Raw genomic sequence first — 20,867 nt, forward strand, 5'->3', positions numbered from 1 at the left:
TTATTCTGTAACCTCCTCACCTAAGTAAGCTTCAATCACTTTCGGGTTTGAACGAATTTCCGCAGGTGTCCCATTTGCGATTAGTTGCCCATGGTCAAGCACATAAATGCGCTCGCAAATCCCCATAACTAAGCTCATGTCATGCTCGATCAATAAAATCGTTAAATCAAATTCTTTACGTATGAAAGCAATGAGCTCCATTAAATCATTTGTTTCTTGCGGATTCATCCCGGCAGCTGGCTCATCCAGCAAAAGAAGCTTTGGGGCTGCCGCCAATGCCCGGGCTATTTCTAAACGCCGCTGCATTCCGTACGGCAAGTTTTTTGCAAGCTCATCGCGATACACATCAAGCCCAAATATTTTTAAAAATGCCAATGATTCTTGTTCCATTGTCTCTTCGCCTTTAAAGTGGCTCGGCAAACGGAAAATACTCGAGATTAAATTGTGCTTTGCTAAACCGTGGTTCGCTACTTTTACATTATCGAGGACTGATAACTCTTTAAACAGGCGTATATTTTGGAAAGTACGGCTGATTCCTTGGCGTGTTACTTTGTAAGGATCCAAGCCGCTGATCGACTTGCCATCAAACATAATCGTCCCTTCCGTTGGAGTATAAACACCTGTCAACATATTAAATGTTGTCGTTTTCCCCGCACCATTCGGACCAATCAAGCCGATGAGTTCACCTTGATTCATATGCAAACCCACATTTTGCACAGCTTTTAAGCCCCCAAATTGTATGCCTAAATTCTCTACTTTAAGAAGCGCACTGCTCATACGCGTGTACCTCCTTTTTTACCGAACTTGAAGTATGCTGTAATCTCCTTCGAGCCTAATAAGCCTGTAGGACGATATAGCATAACTAAAATTAGAATTAATGAGTAAATGATCATTCGCGTTTCCGGGAAGTCCTGTAAATATGTCGAGACAATTGTCAGTAAAATTGCAGCAATAACAGAGCCCGATAAACTTCCTAATCCTCCTAATACGACGAAAATCAAAATATCGAAGGATTTTAGAAAACCGAATGCAGTCGGCTGAATCAAGTAATAGTTATGAGCATAAATAGCACCTGCAACGCCCGCGAAAAACGAACCGATAGCAAACGCGACAACTTTGTAATATGTCGTGTTAATACCCATTGCATCTGCCGCAATTTCGTCTTCACGTATCGAAATACAAGCACGGCCATGACGGGAATTCGTGAAGTTCGAAATGACTAAAATCGTAATGAATGTTGCAAAGAATGCGTATGTCCATGTAGATTGATGGGCTACTTGCAGACCTGCCGCCCCGCCTACATAGTCTGTATTGACGAACACAATCCGAATAATCTCGGCAAAACCGAGTGTCGCAATAGCCAAGTAATCCCCTTTTAAACGAAGTGAGGGAATCCCGATTAAAAGGCCCGCAAGCCCTGCAACAATCGCACCAATTAAAATTCCTGTAATAAACGGCATGCCGAACTTCATCGTGCAAATAGCCGATATGTAAGCACCGACCGCTAAAAAACCTGCATGCCCAATCGAAAACTGGCCTGTGATCCCGATAATGACATGTAAGCTGACCGCTAAAATAATATTAATGCACATCGCGATAAACATATTTTGATAGTAAAACTGGATCACGCCATTTGAGATCAATAACTGAACAACTGCATAAACCACAAGTGCCAGGACGGCATAACCCCAAAAGATTTTTGATTTTTTCATGCTGTTCACCTACACTTTCTCGCGCGTATTTTTACCGAAAATACCCGCTGGACGTAAAATTAATATTAAAATAAGGATGACGAAAGCGGCTGCATCCCGCCATAAAGAATAGCCGAGCGCAGAAACAACAGTTTCAACAACGCCAAGAACAAGCCCGCCTACCATTGCACCCGGGATAATTCCAATACCGCCTAAAACAGCTGCAATGAATGCCTTAATACCCGGCATAATTCCCATTAATGGATCGATACGAGTATAATAGATGCCAAAAATTACGCCTGCCGCTCCTGCCAAGGCAGAGCCAATCGCGAATGTTGCGGAAATCGTATTATCTACGTTAATACCCATTAAACGGGCTGCATCAGCATCATGCGAAACGGCACGCATCGCCTTGCCGATTTTCGTTTTGTGAACAATGAACTGCAATAAAATCATTAAAACGATCGATACCGATAAAATGAAAATCGCCAATGTACTGATTTGGGCGCCGAAAATTTCAATATTCTTCGTTGCGAACACCGTCGGGTATGCCTCTGGAGACGCCCCTCGGAAGAAAATAACCGTATATTCGATCAATAGCGATACTCCGATTGCCGTTATAAGTGCCGCAATACGTGTTGCATTCCGTAATCTTTTATATGCAACACGCTCAATAATAACCCCGATGACTGCGCATAAAATCATTGCTAAAATAAGGGCTAAAAATATGTTCATTTCCCACCTTGCAACTGCATAAAAGCCAATAAATGCACCAAGCATGAACACATCGCCATGGGCAAAGTTGATCAGTTTAATAATCCCATATACCATCGTATAGCCTAATGCTATAAGCGCATAGATACTGCCTAGCGAAATACCATTCACTAATTGTTGAATCCATTCCATACAGTTCACTCCTTTTTTCCGTATATTGAAGTATGAAAATATGAAAAAAAGGGAGGCTAGTTCCGCCCCCCTTACTCGTTAAAAATTAAGGATTAACTTTAGAGTTGAACTGTTGTTTACCGTCTACGAATTCTAGAACTGTTGCTGATTTTACTGGGTTGTGGTTTTCGTCAACTGTGAAAGTACCTGTCACTAAGCTTAAATCTTTCGTTGCGGCAAGTTGTTTTTGCACCGCTTCACCTGTAATATCCCCATCCACACGCTTAATCGCATCAACGATAAAGTAAATCGAATCATAGCCTAAAGCATGGAACGCATTCGGGGATTTGCTATATTTATCATTAAACGCTTTAACAAAATCCTGAATTTTCGCATCCGGGTCTTCCGATGAATAGTGGTTTGTAATGAATGTGTTATTTAAGGCATCAGCTCCCGCCAAGTCGATCAATGTTGGAGAATCCCAGCCATCAGCTCCCATTAAAGGTGCTGTAATGCCTGCTTCGCGTGCTTGCTTAACGATTAAACCTACCTCTTCGTAATATCCTGGAATGAAGATAAAGTCTGGGTTTTTCCCTTTAATATTCGTTAATTGTGATTTGAAATCCACATCTTTTGCTACATATGCTTCTTCAGCTACGACTGTACCGCCATTAGCTGTAATCGTTTCTTTGAATGATGCCGCTAAACCTTTTGCGTAATCAGAAGCATTATCCGCAAAAATCGCGACATTTTTCGCCCCTATTTCATTTGTTGCAAAGTTTGCTGCTACCGTACCTTGGAACGGGTCGATGAAGCAAGTACGGAATGCATACTCATTTACTGTGCCATCATCGTTTACCGTTACATTCGGTGCCGTACCAGAACCTGTTACCATCGGAACTTTATGTTGGCCTGCGATTTGGACCGTTGCAACAGAGTTGCCCGAAGTAGCTGGTGCTAACATCGCAACCACTTTTTCCTGCTCAGCCAGTTTCATTGCAGCAGATGTTGCCTCTGCTGTTTCTGATTTATTGTCAACTGGAATATACTCAAGCTTTTTGCCGTCAATACCCCCTGCCGCATTGATTTCTTCGATGGCCAATTTTGCCCCATCATTGATTGACGATCCGTAAGAGGCTACACCTCCGGATAATTCCAGGTTTGCGCCAATTTTAATAACATCGCCTACAGTATTGCCACTGCCGCTGCCACCTGAGCTTGAAGAACCAGAATCATCTGTACCACATCCAGCTAACACCCCTGTTAATAACGCTGTAGCCATAAATAATGAACCATATTTTTTTGTTTTGTTATACTTTGCCATTATTGTCTCCCCCTTGAGTAAACTTAAAATGTTTGATATTTCTGATAATTATACTCAATCTCTTACATTACTACAATCAGATTTTTTAATTTTCTGAATAAAAAGTATTAGAATAAATGTAGGAATTATTCCAACTTCTGTATTGTAAACGATACTTAATTATTAGTCTAGTGCGATTTTTCTGTAAATTTTGAGTTATCGGAATTAACAATAAAATATCGTCCATTAATAAAAAAATCGCCGTTTATTGTTTCGGAATTCGAAAAACGACGATACGTTCATTTTCATTTTTTTCATGGCGTAACTTTATATCCAAATAGCTATTCAATGATTGTTCCTGTTGTAAATACTGCATGTAGTCGGGAGAGGGGTAATATAAAATAATATCAACTGTTCTTGGATAGAGCACGATTGATTCAAGCAAACGCTTCATAAATTCACGAAATACATGAATAGAGAAGGGGTTAAAAAAGAAAAAGACATTATCAAGTTTCGCAATCGTATATGTTTCGGCAATTATATTAAAAAATTGGATTGAAGCTCGCTTTTTTTTCCCCTTTTTTAAATATTGCCAAGCATTATGCTCGGCTTCTGCAAAAAACTTCTGATCCATCTCAATCCCAATGACGGGAATATCAAAACGATGATGTACATAAATCGGTACACGCCCTTTTCCGCAGCCTATATCAAGGAATCTTGTGTTTGGCGGCATTTCATACTGTTCGAATAATTGCTCAAGTCCGCTATATGGCGTTGGTTCGTAACGATGGTATTTTGCCAGCTTTGGAAATCCATACTGATAGCCTGTCGTTTGAATATTCAATAATTTATCATATTGCTGCTCGTTCATCGCTTCACCCCATATTTCCGAATAAGGATTTTTTATATTAATAAAGATATATTTCCGAAATAATGTTTACCGATGTTTCAGCTCATGCTCGAGCAACCATTCTTTTCTCCATAAGCCACCTGCATAGCCTGTCAGCTTGCCGTTTTTACCAATAATCCGGTGGCATGGTACAATAATGCTCATCACATTTCTGCTATTAGTCATTCCAACAGCACGTACAGCTTTTTCATTTTCTATTTGTTGTGCAATTTCCTTGTAAGAAGCGGTTTGCCCGTATTGAATGGTCGTCAATGCTTGCCATACAGATGTTTGAAAAGCGGTTCCTTCAAGTTTATAAAGCACCGAAAAATCTTTGCGTTGCCCTTTAAAATATTCGTCTAGCTCTTTGCGGCATTTTAATAAGAGCTGGGGCATTTCGCTCGTTTGAAAAAATTGAATTTCCTCTCGTTCAGCAAACAATATCGACGAAATATATTGCTCTGTTGCTGCAATTTCGATAATCCCGATTGGGGAGTCATAATCTAATTTATACACGATGTTCCTCCTCTTTTTCTTATTGTGTTTACTATAACGCAATTTCTTAATTGAAAAAAGAACCTTTAATCCGACAATGATTAAAGGTCCTTTTCTATGATCAATTATGCTTTGTTTAAACCTAATGCTTTAGCTGTTGTTTCATGTATTTCTTTAAGAAGTGCCGTATTTTCAACGAGGTTTTCGCCGTAAGATGGAATCATTTCCTTAATCTTAGGCTCCCAAGTTTTCATCTCTTGCGGGAAGCACTGTTTAATAACCTTTAACATTACAGATACCGCTGTAGAAGCACCTGGAGATGCCCCAAGTAAAGCTGCAATTGAACCATCTTGTGCAGTAACAACTTCAGTACCGAATTGTAATGTACCTTTACCAGCATCTGTGTCTTTAATTACTTGAACACGTTGACCTGCAACACTGATTTCCCAGTCTTCTGATTTAGCAGCTGGAATGAACTGACGTAATTCACCCATACGTGCCTCTTTTGAAAGAACCAATTGAGAAACTAAATATTTGCTCAATGCCATTTCTTTCACACCACAAGCAAGCAGTGTCACTAAGTTATGCGGTTTGATCGATGCAAATAAATCCATATTTGAACCTGTTTTCAGGAACTTCGGAGAGAAGCCCGCAAAAGGTCCGAATAATAATGATTTTTTACCATCGATATAACGAGTATCTAAGTGAGGTACTGACATCGGTGGTGCACCAACCGCTGCTTTACCATATACCTTTGCATGATGTTGGTTAATCACTTCTTCATTATTACAAACTAAGAATAAACCGGAAATCGGGAATCCGCCGATGTGCTTTGATTCAGGAATACCAGATTTTTGCAGTAACTCAAGGCTACCGCCGCCAGCTCCCAAGAACACGAATTTTGCAGTGTGGTACTCTACTTTACCGCTTTCTTTATCGTGGACTTTTACTTCCCAAGAACCATCTTTTAAACGTTTTACATCTAAAACATTATGGTTGTAGTTTACATCTACATCTTGTTTTTGCAGGTTTGCGATTAAAGTACGAGTTAACGCCCCAAAGTTTACATCTGTACCAGAATCGATTTTTGTTGCAGCAATTGGTTCGTTCGATTTACGGTCATTCATAATTAATGGAATCCATTGTTTTAGTGTTTCAGGATCTTCAGAGAATTCCATACCCTCGAATAATGGATTAGCTGTCATTGCCGCATGACGCTTTTTAAGATACTCAACATTGCTTGCACCTTGTACCATACTCATATGCGGTAAAGGCATAATGAAATTTTCCGGTTTTTCGATTTGCTTTTTGTTTACAAGATGAGACCAAAATTGTAGTGAATCTTGGAATTGCGTATTAACGTTAATCGCTTTTGTAATATCGATTGTTCCGTCTTTTTTCTCGCTTGTGTAGTTAAGCTCACATAAAGCTGCATGCCCTGTTCCGGCATTGTTTAATTCGTGAGAGCTCTCCTCACCCGCTTTTGCTAAGTTCTCAAAAACTTTGATTTTCCAATCCGGTGCTAATTCTTTAAGCATTGTACCTAAAGTTGCACTCATAATTCCGGCACCAATTAAGATAACGTCTGATTTGATATGCTTGTTACTCATTTTTACCTTCCCTTGTATATATATTAAGATTTTTAGAATAATGTAAGCGCTATATTTTACTATCGACAACCTAATAAGGAAGCGACTCCATTCATTCTATATCATTTATTGCCTTATTGTAGTGTAACACAATTGTTAAAAGATTAAAATATATACAGATTGCTTAGCTATAAGCTATTAAAAAGCTCGGCATGAACGAGAAATCTCTCAACAATTGTGAGCATTTTTCGTATTGGAAGGGTTTAATTGTTATTATATTCTGTATATTCCAACTATTCTATACTTCAGTTTTCTTCATTTACATATGTAAAGAAGACACACCGATTGCTCCGACTATCGAGGTAGATTTAGACATATGTCAAAATTAAGGGTTCATCATGATTGTTCATAAATGTATATGATATATTTATTGTTGCGAGTTTGTAAAACATATTGTACCTTTCCTAGCTTAACTGTCATCTGATATTATGTTGTTTTTCCCCATCAATAGCATAATTATATAAATTTGATAGTACATATAATATGGGGTTATTTTATTACCAAATACGGGAAATAGGACAAACATCGTGAAAGATATATGACAAATGAAAATAGTTCGTTATACTAATGAAAATTAAAACTATATAAGTTAAGGGGGATGTTTATGAAAATTTTTGCGGATAGTGGGTCTGACCTGCCTAAATCTTTTTTTGATAAAGAAGACGTCCATCTTTTTCCGTTGCGTGTACTAGTGAAAGGCGTTGAATATGAGGACATTATTGGTATTTCAACAGATCAGATATATGCTGCCATTGGAGAAGGCGAACAGCCAAAAACATCTCAAGTTTCGTTGGAAATCTTTTTGGAAACATTTGAGCAATTGGCGAAGTCAGGTGAAGAAGGGATTTATTTAGCCTTTTCATCCGAACTGTCTGGTACATGTCAAACAGCCATTCTTGCAAAAAACCAAGTGCTTGAAAATTATCCTGAATTAAAATTAGCCATTATCGATACAAAATGCGCCTCCTACGGTCTAGGCTTAGTCGTGAAAGAAGCCGTCCGGTTAAATAAATCGGATACCGGGTTTGATGAAGCTGTCGACAAGCTGACTAAAATGGCGTATTCAATGGAGCATTTATTTACTGTCGGCGATCTGAATTATTTAGCAAAAGGCGGTCGGGTATCAAAATCGAGTGCCTTTATGGGCGGCTTGCTCAACATTAAGCCAATCCTGAATATGGAAGATGGGAAACTTGTTCCTCTTGAAAAAACACGCGGCTTTAAAAAAGCGACCCAGCGTATGATTGCGATTATGAAAGAGCGTGGCGGCGATTTTGCGAATAAAACTGTCGGGATTTCCCATAGTAATGATGAAGAGCTGATGAAGGAAGTAAAAGCGGCGATTGAAGATAAATTGCAGCCAAAGAATATCGAAACAACAACAATCGGGGCTGTAATCGGGGCACATGTCGGCCGAGGCACAATTGCGATTTTCTTTACGGATAAGTAGCAGTATTTAAAATGCTAAAGGTTTTCAAGAGGGCAATTTCTCTTGGAAACCTTTTCTTAGTTCTTTATTATCTTTTCACACCAATCGGCAAATAATACGATAAATTATTCGTAATCATCGCACCTACTCGCACCCCTATAGCGCCGGGTTTCCCATTAATCAAAAAACTTCCAAATAGCAATTCCCCCATTTGTTCCCCTTTTTCGCTCTGAAACTTTATTTTCGGTTGTTCAATATATTGTTGATACACTTTTATGTAATGATGATAGGACTTTTGCGCATCTTCTTGCATTAACTGACCTATTGAATTGTAAATTTCAACTGTATCTCCCTCACGACCAAATACTGGCTTTTTCACAAAAGGCAGCCCTTTTTCAAGAAATACAGTCTCTTCCAAATAAGTCGGCAAAAAATATTCAGCAATCCATTCATGTTCTTCTTCGCTGAAATATTCATTTCGCTGCTCATGCAATCCCCAAATGACCGATTGAACCGCTTTATTTTGCAATAAAAAGGCGGAAATTGGATTAATGATTTTTAACTTATTTTGTTCGACAAGCTCTAAAAGCCATAAACCTATTTTGTTTCGCGCTTCATCCTCATCTTGAATTAGATTTTCGATTGGGAATGTTTGGCGATAAAGAATATCAATACGCTTTCCTTCCTCATCAAACAGCCCTATATCGCGTTGAATTTGAAGTTTATGCAATGGTGTAAATTTGGCTCCCCGTATAAATTGCATTAAATAAAGAGTTGTATAATAATCTTCCCTATTTTGATCATCGCCAGTAAAGACGATATGCGGCGCAGGAGAAAGTGCGCTTTGCTCAATACTCGTTCTGACCGCCTCTTCCAAAAGGGAGTCCATTCCTGCATTCGGATTGTCCATCGAAAACTCTTGGCAAGCTCGTCCATTCACAAAAAACAGCTCCTTAATAAAAGTTGGAGTGTCGGCATTCATTTCTATGCATTTATAGCTTTCGTTATATGGAATAAAATCAAATCGTGCAATTACACTTTCTGCTAATACCGATTTTAAACGGAGAAATGGTATTGTTTCATAGGGATAGCCCATATCAAGTAATGTTTCATCGGGTACATTGCGCAACAATTCAGCGATTTTAAAGTAGATTTTGCCTGTTCGCTCAGTCGCTATTCGAATTTTTTTAAAATCGCAATCAGTTACTTCATAAATATCATAAAGGGCGTATTCTTCCCCATATAAATCCGCCCAAAAATTACCGATTTCCGCATAAAACTGTTGGCGTTTGCTTTTATATATCAAATTCCTCAGCTCGCTTTCAAATCTGTTACATATATTACATAAACACCGCGATCTTCATCTATTTCTGTAGATGTAACAAGCATTTGCCCTGTCGCTGGCAATTCCACAACATCTTTCAGTAAATAGCGAATCACTTCAAAATGCGTGGCACAAGGAATGCGTGATAGAAGACGGTAATTTTCGCGTTCATTCGGGCTTCTAAATTCAATATGAATGCCTCGCCCACGGAAGTTTTGCTCATCCTCTCCCGATAAATTCCGCCCTACTTCCTTTAATACGAGAACTTCCGAATCCCCTTCCATTTCATTTGATGTCAGCTCATATTGTGTACCGCGCATGATGAAATACGTACAAAGCTGTCTTGCATAAAATTCATCGTAGCCAACATCTGTTGCCATATATTCATAAAATGCCTCATACTGGTTATTTCCTTTATCAATATAATAAATTAACTGCTTCAAGAACTCACCCACCTCATGCTAGTAAGATAAACATTTTGCTACTATCCAGCCGACTGCTAATGACAAAATTAATAAGATTGTACCGACAGCACGATTATCTTCTTCAATTGCTTTCTGAATACTAAAGCGAATCGTAATAATTTCCGCGGCAAAAAAGACAGCCACTTGTGCGACAATTCCAATAGCACCCCAAATTGCCATGTCCATCAACGAAATGGAATACTCGGCCGCTGATCCTAATACGACAGCAAGCCCCATAACTTTACCTCCTAATAACATCGCGGCCGATACATTCTTTTGTGCAATTAGTTGAAATTCCTTAATTTTCGGTGTGCTTAAAGTGAAGAGCAACATTCCGATAACTAATAAACTTAGTGATACGCCAATATATGATAGAAAATTTAAATATGCATTCATCGTTTTTTGTCTCCCTTATCCTCCAAAACTTTTTGAGCCACTGCCAAATCCCGAGCTCGATTGTACAGATTTGTAATTTGCATAATCATTGTTACTCTGTAATGCGGATTTGTTTTTATAATAGCGTCCTCCATAGTAATACGATCCATAATGACCCGAACGACTTTCATCACATTGCCATACGCCATCTTCTTCTGACCAATCCCAATCGTGGCAGCTTTGATCTGCAGGTTTTGGTGGTAAGCTGCTCGTTGATGTGCCACAACCAGCTAAGCTGAAAGATAAAGCTGTGGCCGATACACCGACCATTAATTTTTTCGTTTTTTCCATAACAGTAAGCCTCCATTTTCTTTCCCCTTTTAACGTACGAACAAGGAAGAAAAAAGATTCGTTAAATTGGAAATCCGCAAAAATCCGTAAAAAAAGATTGAGCCATTTACAGCACAACCTTTCGCGTAACCCTTTTATTTTTCTACGGTCGGCTCTGGGTAATCAAAGCCTTTCGTATCCACTTCCACTGTTTTCATTTTCTGGTCTTCCAATGGTTTGTCTCCGCTGTCGCGCTCAACGGCAACAATTTTGTCCACGACATCCATTCCTTCTATTACCTTGCCGAATGCTGCATAGTCCCCATCTAAATGCGTTGCTTGTTCAACCATAATGAAAAATTGGGAACCCGCCGTATCTGGCATATTTGTGCGAGCCATCGATAAAACGCCGCGCTCATGCGTTAATGTATTTTCAAAACCGTTTGATGAAAATTCCCCTTTAATCGTATAACCGGGACCGCCCATGCCGGTACCATCCGGATCTCCGCCCTGCACCATAAACCCTGGAATGACACGGTGGAAAATAAGTCCGTCATAAAAGCCTGTTTCCACGAGGGAAATAAAGTTTGCCACTGTGTTCGGTGCTGTTTTCGGCTCCAGTTCAATGAGGATTTTTTCATCGTTTTCCATCGTGATCGTCACAATCGGATTTTCCGTTACAGCCGCGGCGTAATCCGTCGCGCTTTCCTGCTCTCCGCTCTCTGTTTTTCCATCACCACATGCAGCTAGCACAACTGTTGCAAGTGCAAAGAACAACAGCAAATAAAACTTTTTCATCAAAAATCCACTCCTTCTATTACATAATTCCATCATACTATGAAAAAGTATACTGAGGCAGCACCTATTTTATAATTTCCAATATGGAAACAACTCGGTAAAACACGCGCTATTCTTCATTTTTCATTATCGCTGAACTGTTCCGCGCTGCTTGCGGTTTTGGAATAATAGCTGAATAAAGCTTTCATAGTAAGGAATGAATTCGCCATTTTGAATCATTTCCGAAATTTGCCCCATGCTTGCCCACTTTACATTTTTCACTTCCTCATATTGCAATGTAAGTGTATGCAACGGCACATCTTCAAAGATTAAATAATAATCATCAAAACCTCTTTCAAAATTAACCGTGAAATGCGGGCGAATGTTTTGAAAGTCATATTCGTAGCCGATTTCCTCAAACAGTTCCCTTTGTGCGGCCAGCTGACTCGTCTCGCCCGCTACAGCACTTCCGCCTGCTGAAATATCCCACATATTCGGCCACCCTTCCTTAAAAGGCTGACGTTGCTGAATAAGCATTTCCCCATCCGAATTGAAAATGCAAATATGAACGACCATATGATACTGTCCTTGCTGTAATGCTTGCCCACGCTGTACTGTCCGATCCACTTTCACACGATGTACATCATACAAATCCCAATATTCCATGAAGCACCTCCATATAGTTAGCCGTTAATTCAATTTTACCAAATGAGGGGCTTTACGGGGTGCATTTTTCATGAAGGATGATTTTACTATAACCTCTCTATGTTGTTATTTTTCGATTGAAAAACGGAAAGAAATCGATTATAGTGAAAGTACTTTATGAGAAGGAGGGTTTTCCCTATGTATTCAATTCGTTTACGCTAAGCTGGCAATAAAAAAGGGATTCCTTATAATACAGGAACTTTTTTGTCATGCTTGTAAACGGAGATTATATGAGGAAAGCCCTTTTTAACGGGATTTTTCTATATTTTTTCTGGGCAGGCATACAAAATATCTGCTTTTTTATTGCGTTTTAGGCTTACTTTTTTTAATGGAGGACTAAAACTATGCAGATGCTATTATTCTTTTAATACGGGCGGGACGATCTTAACCCGCTCGTATCGATCACGCTATCGGTACGAAATAAACCATTTCGGAGGTAGCAACAATGGAAACTATCATTTATGACTTAAAAAATATACACATCGAATTTTTAAATAAGAATATATTAACGATCCCGCGATTGACGGTACATCAATTTGACCGTATTGGGATCGTCGGCAAAAACGGAGCCGGAAAAAGCACACTGTTAAAATTATTGGCAGGGGCATTATCGCCACAGCAAGGCACCTTGAAAGCGAATGCTGATTTTTATTATTTTGAGCAAACAAATCCTGCCCTTGAGCTAACTAATCTAGATATGACATTAAAGTATAAATTGAAAGCGGCTCATCCGCACAGTGGTGGTGAACAGACACGACTGAAGCTAACACAGGCATTTAGCCATTATTATGAGGCATTGCTTCTCGATGAACCGACAACACATTTAGATAAAGAAGGAATCGACTTTTTACAGGAACAGCTACAATATTATTACGGTGCCATTTTGCTGATTAGTCATGATCGCCATTTACTCGACCGTGTAGTAACGACGATTTGGGAAGTCGATGAGGGACAAATCTCCATTTTTAGCGGTAACTATTCAGATTATGAAGCACAAAAGAAAATAATGAAGCAGCAGCAACAAGCAGCGTATGAAAAATACACGCGTGAAAAAGCCCATTTAGAAAAAGCTGCCGCCGAAAAAATGAAAAAGGCTGAAAAGATTACACAAGCAACGAATATGTCAAAGAAAGAAACAAAGGCGAAAGCGAACAGGATGTTTGAAACGAAATCAAAGGGAACGAGCCAAAAAGCCGTTCATCGCTCGGCAAAGGCCATTGAAAAACGGATTGAGCAGCTACAAGTAATCGAAGAAGTAAAAGAAACTGCCCCCATCCAATTCCGGCAATCACAATCTTTGGAGCTTCATAATAGGTTTCCGGTAATGATACAAAATATCGAGCTGAAAGTTGCGGATAACATCTTGTTGCAGCATGCAAATTTGCATATTGGCCTACGGGAGAAGATTGCTATCACAGGCCCTAACGGCAGCGGGAAATCTACACTGTTCCAGGCAATTACCGGTGGCCATGAAAACATAGACCTTTCTCCAAAAGTGAAAATCGGCCAATTTTCGCAGCTTGCCTATCAAAGCTTGCCGCCGGAAACAATTTGGGGCTTTATGAAATCCCGAAGCGACTATAATGAAGCAATGATTCGAAGTGCTTTGCATCATATGCAATTCGATCAAAGTGATTTGCAAAAGAATATACAAGCATTAAGCGGCGGCGAACGTATTCGTCTGCTTTTAAGTGAACTATTTTTAGGTCGTTACAATGTGCTGTTATTGGACGAGCCGACAAACTTTCTCGATATTGCAACTCGCAAAGCTCTAACAAACTTTATGCAAGCCTATGATGGGACAATTCTGTTTATCTCCCATGATGAATATTTTGTGCGCCAAGTAGCGACCCGCATTATAGCAATTCAGGATTTTTCTTTAGTGGAACAGTAAAACAGATAATATGCCAACATGAAAACTACCTACAACGCGAATTATTCAGCGTTGCGGGTAGTTTTTGGCTATTTACGGCTTTAATATGAACTTAATGCTCTGATCTTCATGATCGTGGAACATCCGGTATGCTTCGCTTGCTTCCGATAACGGCATTTTATGTGTAATAATTTCTGTCGGATCAATTTTCCCTTGAGCCACCATGTCATAAAGCATCGGACTGTAGTGGATGGCCGGTGCCTGTCCCATCTTTACCGTTACATTGCGTTCGAAAATATTGCCAAGCGGGAACATATTATACTTCGAACCATATACGCCCGTTAGTTGTATTGTTCCGAACTTCCTCGCTGCCTTAATGGCGACATCAATCGCACTTAATGTTCCGCCCTGCAGTTTTAGCTTTTGCTGTGCCTTTTCCATGAGCGACATTTTACCATCCATCCCTACACAGTCAATGACAACATCCGCTCCGCCTTTTGTAATTTCATGAAGATGATCCCCTACATCATCAAAATCATCAAAATTGAATATTTCCACGTTATTCTTCTGTTTCGCATGATCAAGACGGTATGACAGCGGATCTACGACAAGCACGCGATTTGCCCCTTTCATCCAGGCAAATTTTTGCACCATTAAGCCAATCGGTCCTGAACCAAGCACAATGACCGTATCCCCTTTTTTTACCCCTGCATGCTCCACGCTCCAATATGCGGTCGGCAGCACATCCGATATAAACAATAATGCTTCATCCTCCAATTCACAGGATTCCGGCACTTTAAACGGTATGAAATTCCCGTATGGTACACGCATATATTCAGCCTGGCCACCCGGAAAATCCCCATAACGCTCTGTATACCCAAAATAAGCGCCCGAATCGATTTCCGGATTTTCATTGGAATTGTCGCATTGGCTTTCCATTTCGTTTTGACAGTAAAAGCATTCCCCGCAAGAAACGTTAAAAGGAATCACAACCCGGTCGCCTTTTTTCACCTTTGTCACATTAGGACCGACTTCTTCTACTATTCCCATCGGTTCATGGCCAATAATAAAGCCGTCTCTGGCCGGAACAGCTCCTCGGTATATATGGAGATCTGAACCACAAATAGCGGTTGAGGTAATGCGGACAATAATATCATCTGGCTTTTTAAGCTTTGCATCCGGAACTTCTTTCACTTCCACTTTTTTCGCGCCTTGATAAGTTACTGCTTTCAAATAGATCCCTCCTGCTGGAAAAAGTATTAGAATTCAACTTCAATAAGTCATTCTTTAATCTGTTTACCCTCATAGCAGGAAAATATACGTTAAAGAACAAAAGGCTAAAGCGTATAAGGATTATTTATCATGTCTATTTTAAAGAATCCTCGAATTCAGCCCACCATTAAGTTACGCTGTTTTTTGCGGAATCCCGATAGCAGCAGTAAAGCACTAATCCGCTATGGAATCAGTGCTTTATTATACATATTAAATGTTCCGTTGTTCAGGCGCAGCGTAGTCCGTCGCTTCTTTTAGCGCTCTTTCCTCTATCGGAATACGGATCGAGAGGATAATGAAGTTTAAAATTGTAAAACAAATAGCTGTGACATACGCTTGGAACATGAGGGGGAGCACAGCAATTTCTAGACATACGACTAAATAATTGGGATGCCGGATATAGGAATACGGACCTTTGACGACAACATTGGCACCTGGCAAAACAATGATTTTCGTATTCCAAAACGTTCCAAGCGAAAGTAAACACCATACCCTTAACAGCTGCAATAGTAAAAATACAAACAACAAGGCATAATGCGGTGTAAAAATGGATTTATAATAGAGCACTTCTATAAAAAGGCTTACAAAAAAGGCTGCATGCAACAAAATCATCAACGGATAATGCGATGCCCCGACTTCATAGGCCCCTTTGGCGAGCATTGATTTTTCATTTCTTTTTGCTATAAACAATTCCACTAATCTTTGAGCGACAACAAAAGCCATTATGAAGTGGAAAATCAGTTCACTCCCCCCATTCCAGCAACACTACTTCACCACTAAAACCAGGACCTAAAGCTACTAATAAGCCCAGCGTATTCAATTTGCTTTTCTTAAGCATAAATTGTTCCAAAACGTAAAAGACCGTTGGGGAAGACATATTTCCATGATTTTTTAATATTTCACGTGAAACATTCGTATGGTTTTTCGTTAATTGCAATGCATCTTCATAAGCATTTAACACTTTTTTCCCGCCAGGATGTGCAACGAAATTAACGATTTGCTCTACTGGTACATTACAGGCGCTTAAAAATTCATGGATAAAAGGACCAAGCCAGTTTGAAATAATACTCGGGATGCTTTTGGAAAATACAACATGTAATCCGCCATTTTTCACATTCCAGCCCATTACATCTTCCGAATTCGGCATCCACTTCGATCTACGGCCAACGATATGCGGTGTCAATACATCCTGTTCAAGCTCCACATGATCGCCACAAACAAGTGCACAAGCTGCTCCATCCGCGAACAGCGATGTCCCTACTAAGTTGCTTTTTGTATAGTCATCCTTCTGGAACGTTAAGCTGCATAGTTCCACACATACTACGAGAACTTTAGCGTTTGGATATGCTTTGCAATAATCGTAAGCCCTGCTAATTCCGGCCGCTCCCCCAGCACAACCAAGTCCCCATATAGGCATTCTGACAATTTGATCTGAGAAGGGGAGCAAATTCATGATACGGGCATCGATGCTTGGTGTTGAAATCCCTGTGCTGCTGACGAAAATTATTGCATCAATGTCCCCCGCGGAAATATCGTTTCGTAAAAAAGAGCGATTCGTTAAACATCTATTAATGACTTCGACACTATACCGGGCAGCTATATCAATATAGAGCGAATTGCGTTCTTCAAAGGTATGCTCTTCACGGTACCAATCAGGCGGAACACAAAAATTCCGTCTTTCGATTTCGCCATTCTCAAAAACTTTTAATAACCGTTCTAACCTTGAGATTTTGTTTTGAAAAAGCTCTTTCGTCAATTGCTCAATATTGGACTGGGCTAATGAAAAGGGTGGCGTATATGTACTAACCGAGGCGATTTTAGGAATAATCATTTCTCCTTATGCTCATTACTTTCTACCAATGTATTTTAAAATCAACGGAAATATACAAAAGCAACATAGACTTTTATCGTTAATGCTGAGTTGTAATTGCAGCAGAAACAATTTGAATAGAATCAGTTTTTATGAATCATTGATTGAATGTAAAATAGCACTGTCCATTATAGACAGTGCTATCATTATTTTAAATTGGAATTTTTACGCTAAGCTGATCAGATAATCCTTAATTATCAACGCTGGAAATTATAGAATAGGTTAATGGATTGTTTACCAGCCTCTCCGTTTTGAACAACCACAGCCGCCGCCCGGCCTAAACGGCGTTCCGCACATTGTATTCGTCTCGAAACATTCATTCATTACAGATTCCGTATGAGGGAAATAGTGCTGATTATTAATATATTGCTGGTTAACAGTCGTTAAATGGGATGGGTGAATATGTGGTACGACCATGTTTGTTACGTTTCTTTGTACATATTGTCTTGTCGGTGATATTTGGGGAGATGCGAATTGAGTAGGAGCCGTCTGTGCCGGCAATTGCTGAGCATAGCCTGGAAACCCTTGATCTCTGTCTTCGTCAAATGAGCCAAACCAATTTCGATTAACCAATTATATCCTCCTTCCTTATTCGTATTGTATCTTTACTAACGTATGAAAAGTTCCGCAGATGAACTATTTACTCGCCTATTGTTGCAGCATAATTTTTTAAATTTAATACGAATTTCAATGAGTATTAAAACGCAACTACTTCTAATACGGATTATCAAAAATGGTTTGGTGAAACAAATGACGGAATATTCGCAGCGCAAGTCGTACCCTGGAAATAGACTTAATAAACCTATCGTTCAGGGTACTTTCGTATATGAGGCGAAAAAGGCAATTGGGCAAACGAAACGAAAACGGAAATTTTAATCTTCCAAATCATTTTTTGCTCTTTTACCTATATCCGATTTTAATAATCCAATTCCATACGGATCGAGTTCTCCTGTACAGCCTTTTGCAGAAATGGACTCGGTTTGCCTACACTGTAAAGCTGCAGCTCGTGCATTGCCCTTGTACAAGCGGTATAGAAAATTCTGCGCAAGCTTTCTTCTCCATATATTTGTTCCGCTGCATCGTAAATAATGACCGCCTCAAATTCAATGCCCTTTGCTAAATAAGTAGGGATTACTACAACCCCCTGTTCATATTCCGCCGAGCTATATTTCAGTAGCTTGATGCCATCGATTTGGTTCATCAAAGCCTCAAATGCAGCCTTGCTTTGCTCCGCCGAAATACATATGATTGCAATGCTTTCATAGCCTTCGCTTTGCAAAGCAGATACTTTGGATTGAATGCAGCGATGCAATTCGGTATGATTTTTTACTTCTGTCAGCACCGGCAGCTCGCCCGCACGTTCAAATGGTATGATTTTTTCGCCATTCGCGATGAGGCTGCTCGTAAATTCGATAATTGGCTTTGTCGAACGGTAGCTGCGACTCATATTAATTACTTCTGTTTGATTTTCTCCATATAAATTATTAAGTACTTGGAAATCAGCAATTTCACTCGCATGAGCAAAAATTGCCTGATTAAAATCTCCTAGCACTGTCATTTGGGCTGAGGGGAACAAGCGCTTTAAAAATTCGAATTGAAATGGGGAATAATCCTGTGCTTCATCAATGAGAATATGCTTTATCGAGCGATTCGTTTGAAAGCCCTGAATCAATTCCTGCAATAATAAAAATGGTGTCGCGTCCTCATAATACAGTTTTCCCTCTCCCAGCATTTGAAGTGTGGCTTGGCAAATTTCCCCCCATTCCTCTGGTACTTCCACCTTTAGTTGCCTCATCAATAACGGATCAGAAAAAAGCTGCTTATATACCCCTTCTATATCAATGAAATCAAGGGCTTGAACTCGCTTTTTCAATGGTTTCAGTTTTTGACGGACGATGACTCGAATAAGCGCTTCATGATCCATCTCGTAATCTGCCATCTCCTCCCGCGCAAAGCCCTTTTTCTCCGCCAAATATTTATGGATTTTATGAGAGGTTTCATTGCTGAGCAGCTCGATCTCCTCTTCTGCCCATGGTTTCAAACGTTCAACCTTCTCTATTTCCTTTATGTGATTCATTAGCCATTCTTTTAGCTTTTCCAGTCTGCCATGGAAATTCAATGAAATATCGTTCCCATAAAACCTATTTGCCAGTTGTTGCGCCGGGACAATGACGTTCCCCCTGAACTTTATATCTTTAAATAGCATGCCTGACTTCTCTAATGTTTCCCGGTATAATTTAATTGCCTCAAAGAAATGGCCTGATGCTTTAAAACGTATTCCTTTAATCCTTGTTTTATACGAAGATGTATTTGATGCTGTCAACACATACTCTAACTGGTCAAATGGATTTTCCAGCTGGAATTCTTTGCTCAGCCGATGATCCAAATATTCCTGGAATGTAACCTGCTGCATATTTTCTTCACCAAGTTCTGGCAGCACATTGGAAACATAGCTGTTAAACATGGCGTTCGGCGAAAACAATACAATTTGGTCCGCTTTTAAATGGTCCCTGTATTTATATAGCAAAAACGCTATTCTCTGAAGCGCTGCGGATGTTTTCCCGCTGCCGGCCGCCCCTTGCACAATAAGCAAACGCCCTTGATCATGGCGAATAATACGATTCTGCTCTTTCTGAATCGTCGCCACAATATTTTGCATATACTTATCCGTGCCTTTTCCAAGCACCTGCTGTAAAATTTCGTCGCCGATTGTGATGCTCGTATCAAACATAGATTGCAATTTACGTGCGCGTATAACATATTGCCACTTTTTTTCTAGCTCTCCATAAATCATTCCACCTGGCGTTTTATACTGTGCAGGACCTGGTTCATAATCATAGTAGACGCTGGAAATCGGTGCCCTCCAGTCATAAATGAGAAAATCTTCTTTACTTTCATCCATTAGGGAGGAAATGCCAATGTAAATATGCTCCTCGGCTGTATATCCCTCTTCAAGAAAATCTATTCGTCCGAAATAGGGAACTGTCTGCATGCGGCGCAACGTTGCCAGCCGCTTTGCCACGTGACTGTACGTACTTTGGCTAACAGATAGAGCTTGTGTTTCCTGTCTTAAGCTAATAATCGTTTCAAGAAAATCATCAAATGTATCTGTATTCACTTTGATTTCATCCCAAAAATGCTTGCGGATATTTACCACTTCATTTTTGGAATTGGACATTTCCGATTCTACTTGAAGTATTTGGTCTGTAATAACACGCGTAACATCATTCAAACGTTTTTGTTCCTCTAGGAAATCCACATGCATAGCATTCACTCCTCTGAATTATTTAAGTGTTGACTAATGGAGAAATATCATATATAATTAAAATAGGGATAATATACACTAATAATGTATTTAATGCATATCTATATAAATTTATCATTTGTATGCACTTTTTTCAATGAATTTAATACGATTTTTATAAAAATAAAATGAAAAACTCCTAAATACCGCTTTAGGAGTTTTTTTATTTGCCCTTATCCTCACGACAAGTATAAGGGCGTTTTCCTTCTAAACTTTATAATTGCAGAAGCGAA

20 protein-coding genes are annotated in these 20,867 nt (G+C 39.6%); 2 read left to right on the forward strand and 18 right to left on the reverse strand.

Annotated features, from left to right (window positions below; all coding sequences use genetic code 11):
- The 7 genes from ACTHOQ_RS07490 to ACTHOQ_RS07520 all read right to left on the reverse strand — a co-directional run bounded on the left by ACTHOQ_RS07490 (position 1) and on the right by ACTHOQ_RS07520 (position 6,903).
- Entirely contained in the window at positions 1 to 777 is a 777-nt protein-coding gene (locus tag ACTHOQ_RS07490) for an ABC transporter ATP-binding protein (protein WP_440495195.1), read from the reverse strand.
- Positions 774 to 1,712, reverse strand: coding sequence for a branched-chain amino acid ABC transporter permease (locus ACTHOQ_RS07495; RefSeq protein ID WP_440495196.1), 939 nt, complete (start codon positions 1,710 to 1,712; stop codon positions 774 to 776). The genes ACTHOQ_RS07490 and ACTHOQ_RS07495 overlap by 4 nt, the downstream gene beginning before the upstream one ends.
- Positions 1,713 to 1,721: 9 nt before the next feature.
- The gene (locus tag ACTHOQ_RS07500) at positions 1,722 to 2,597 is read right to left on the reverse strand and encodes a branched-chain amino acid ABC transporter permease (protein WP_440495197.1); all 876 of its coding nucleotides are present in this window, start codon (positions 2,595 to 2,597) and stop codon (positions 1,722 to 1,724) included.
- 85 nt (positions 2,598 to 2,682) lie between these two features.
- Positions 2,683 to 3,900 (reverse strand): ABC transporter substrate-binding protein, encoded by a 1,218-nt coding sequence (locus ACTHOQ_RS07505; protein WP_440495199.1) that lies wholly within the window; start codon positions 3,898 to 3,900, stop codon positions 2,683 to 2,685.
- A gap of 244 nt (positions 3,901 to 4,144) precedes the next feature.
- The gene (locus ACTHOQ_RS07510; protein WP_440495200.1) at positions 4,145 to 4,750 is read right to left on the reverse strand and encodes a class I SAM-dependent methyltransferase; all 606 of its coding nucleotides are present in this window, start codon (positions 4,748 to 4,750) and stop codon (positions 4,145 to 4,147) included.
- A gap of 66 nt (positions 4,751 to 4,816) precedes the next feature.
- Positions 4,817 to 5,284 (reverse strand): methylated-DNA--[protein]-cysteine S-methyltransferase, encoded by a 468-nt coding sequence (locus ACTHOQ_RS07515; RefSeq protein WP_440495201.1) that lies wholly within the window; start codon positions 5,282 to 5,284, stop codon positions 4,817 to 4,819.
- Between the two features lie 104 nt (positions 5,285 to 5,388).
- Entirely contained in the window at positions 5,389 to 6,903 is a 1,515-nt protein-coding gene (locus ACTHOQ_RS07520; RefSeq protein WP_440495286.1) for a malate:quinone oxidoreductase, read from the reverse strand.
- Between the two features lie 613 nt (positions 6,904 to 7,516).
- On the opposite strand from ACTHOQ_RS07520, the gene ACTHOQ_RS07525 reads away from it, so the two are divergent.
- A complete protein-coding gene (locus tag ACTHOQ_RS07525) occupies positions 7,517 to 8,362 on the forward strand; it encodes a DegV family protein (RefSeq protein WP_440495202.1) in 846 nt (281 codons plus the stop codon).
- A gap of 67 nt (positions 8,363 to 8,429) precedes the next feature.
- On the opposite strand, the gene ACTHOQ_RS07530 is transcribed toward ACTHOQ_RS07525, so the two are convergent.
- The 6 genes from ACTHOQ_RS07530 to ACTHOQ_RS07555 all read right to left on the reverse strand — a co-directional run bounded on the left by ACTHOQ_RS07530 (position 8,430) and on the right by ACTHOQ_RS07555 (position 12,276).
- Positions 8,430 to 9,647, reverse strand: a complete 1,218-nt coding sequence (locus ACTHOQ_RS07530; RefSeq protein WP_440495203.1) for a glutathionylspermidine synthase family protein — start codon at positions 9,645 to 9,647, stop codon at positions 8,430 to 8,432.
- Between the two features lie 5 nt (positions 9,648 to 9,652).
- Entirely contained in the window at positions 9,653 to 10,108 is a 456-nt protein-coding gene (locus tag ACTHOQ_RS07535) for an RNA helicase (protein ID WP_440495204.1), read from the reverse strand.
- Between the two features lie 18 nt (positions 10,109 to 10,126).
- The gene (locus tag ACTHOQ_RS07540) at positions 10,127 to 10,525 is read right to left on the reverse strand and encodes a DUF350 domain-containing protein (protein WP_440495206.1); all 399 of its coding nucleotides are present in this window, start codon (positions 10,523 to 10,525) and stop codon (positions 10,127 to 10,129) included.
- 15 nt (positions 10,526 to 10,540) lie between these two features.
- Positions 10,541 to 10,855, reverse strand: a complete 315-nt coding sequence (locus ACTHOQ_RS07545) for an aminotransferase yhxA (protein ID WP_440495207.1) — start codon at positions 10,853 to 10,855, stop codon at positions 10,541 to 10,543.
- 134 nt (positions 10,856 to 10,989) lie between these two features.
- The gene (locus ACTHOQ_RS07550; protein ID WP_440495208.1) at positions 10,990 to 11,631 is read right to left on the reverse strand and encodes a peptidylprolyl isomerase; all 642 of its coding nucleotides are present in this window, start codon (positions 11,629 to 11,631) and stop codon (positions 10,990 to 10,992) included.
- A gap of 126 nt (positions 11,632 to 11,757) precedes the next feature.
- Entirely contained in the window at positions 11,758 to 12,276 is a 519-nt protein-coding gene (locus ACTHOQ_RS07555) for an NUDIX hydrolase (protein ID WP_440495210.1), read from the reverse strand.
- Between the two features lie 484 nt (positions 12,277 to 12,760).
- Here ACTHOQ_RS07555 and abc-f point away from each other — a divergent pair, with 484 nt between their 5' ends.
- Positions 12,761 to 14,209, forward strand: coding sequence for a ribosomal protection-like ABC-F family protein (gene abc-f / locus ACTHOQ_RS07560; RefSeq protein WP_440495211.1), 1,449 nt, complete (start codon positions 12,761 to 12,763; stop codon positions 14,207 to 14,209).
- A 72-nt stretch (positions 14,210 to 14,281) separates the two neighbouring features.
- Here the strand turns inward: abc-f and ACTHOQ_RS07565 are convergent, their stop codons facing one another.
- From ACTHOQ_RS07565 to helD, 5 genes are all read right to left on the reverse strand, one after another.
- Positions 14,282 to 15,421: a zinc-dependent alcohol dehydrogenase gene (locus tag ACTHOQ_RS07565; RefSeq protein WP_440495212.1), complete on the reverse strand. Its 1,140-nt coding sequence runs from the start codon at positions 15,419 to 15,421 to the stop codon at positions 14,282 to 14,284.
- A 249-nt stretch (positions 15,422 to 15,670) separates the two neighbouring features.
- Positions 15,671 to 16,201, reverse strand: coding sequence for an isoprenylcysteine carboxyl methyltransferase family protein (locus ACTHOQ_RS07570; RefSeq protein ID WP_440495288.1), 531 nt, complete (start codon positions 16,199 to 16,201; stop codon positions 15,671 to 15,673).
- A 1-nt stretch (position 16,202) separates the two neighbouring features.
- On the reverse strand, positions 16,203 to 17,285 hold the full coding sequence (locus ACTHOQ_RS07575) for a type III polyketide synthase (protein WP_440495289.1): 1,083 nt from the start codon (positions 17,283 to 17,285) through the stop codon (positions 16,203 to 16,205).
- Between the two features lie 279 nt (positions 17,286 to 17,564).
- Positions 17,565 to 17,903 (reverse strand): CotD family spore coat protein, encoded by a 339-nt coding sequence (locus ACTHOQ_RS07580; RefSeq protein ID WP_440495214.1) that lies wholly within the window; start codon positions 17,901 to 17,903, stop codon positions 17,565 to 17,567.
- Between the two features lie 343 nt (positions 17,904 to 18,246).
- The gene (helD, locus tag ACTHOQ_RS07585; RefSeq protein ID WP_440495216.1) at positions 18,247 to 20,595 is read right to left on the reverse strand and encodes an RNA polymerase recycling motor HelD; all 2,349 of its coding nucleotides are present in this window, start codon (positions 20,593 to 20,595) and stop codon (positions 18,247 to 18,249) included.
- Between the last annotated feature and the right edge of the window lie 272 nt (positions 20,596 to 20,867).

It is taken from the genome of Solibacillus silvestris, from assembly GCF_051967575.1.
Taxonomy (GTDB): domain Bacteria; phylum Bacillota; class Bacilli; order Bacillales_A; family Planococcaceae; genus Solibacillus; species Solibacillus silvestris_B.

Excerpts from the sequence above, each read along its gene's own strand:
- ACTHOQ_RS07490 (WP_440495195.1), bottom strand. The coding sequence starts at position 777 with ATGAGCAGTGCGCTTCTTAAAGTAGAGAATTTAGGCATACAATTTGGG.
- ACTHOQ_RS07495 (WP_440495196.1), bottom strand. The coding sequence starts at position 1,712 with ATGAAAAAATCAAAAATCTTTTGGGGTTATGCCGTCCTGGCACTTGTG.
- ACTHOQ_RS07500 (WP_440495197.1), bottom strand. The coding sequence starts at position 2,597 with ATGGAATGGATTCAACAATTAGTGAATGGTATTTCGCTAGGCAGTATC.
- ACTHOQ_RS07505 (WP_440495199.1), bottom strand. The coding sequence starts at position 3,900 with ATGGCAAAGTATAACAAAACAAAAAAATATGGTTCATTATTTATGGCT.
- ACTHOQ_RS07510 (WP_440495200.1), bottom strand. The coding sequence starts at position 4,750 with ATGAACGAGCAGCAATATGATAAATTATTGAATATTCAAACGACAGGC.
- ACTHOQ_RS07525 (WP_440495202.1), top strand. The coding sequence starts at position 7,517 with ATGAAAATTTTTGCGGATAGTGGGTCTGACCTGCCTAAATCTTTTTTT.
- ACTHOQ_RS07540 (WP_440495206.1), bottom strand. The coding sequence starts at position 10,525 with ATGAATGCATATTTAAATTTTCTATCATATATTGGCGTATCACTAAGT.
- ACTHOQ_RS07545 (WP_440495207.1), bottom strand. The coding sequence starts at position 10,855 with ATGGAAAAAACGAAAAAATTAATGGTCGGTGTATCGGCCACAGCTTTA.
- ACTHOQ_RS07550 (WP_440495208.1), bottom strand. The coding sequence starts at position 11,631 with ATGAAAAAGTTTTATTTGCTGTTGTTCTTTGCACTTGCAACAGTTGTG.
- ACTHOQ_RS07555 (WP_440495210.1), bottom strand. The coding sequence starts at position 12,276 with ATGGAATATTGGGATTTGTATGATGTACATCGTGTGAAAGTGGATCGG.
- abc-f (WP_440495211.1), top strand. The coding sequence starts at position 12,761 with ATGGAAACTATCATTTATGACTTAAAAAATATACACATCGAATTTTTA.
- helD (WP_440495216.1), bottom strand. The coding sequence starts at position 20,595 with ATGCATGTGGATTTCCTAGAGGAACAAAAACGTTTGAATGATGTTACG.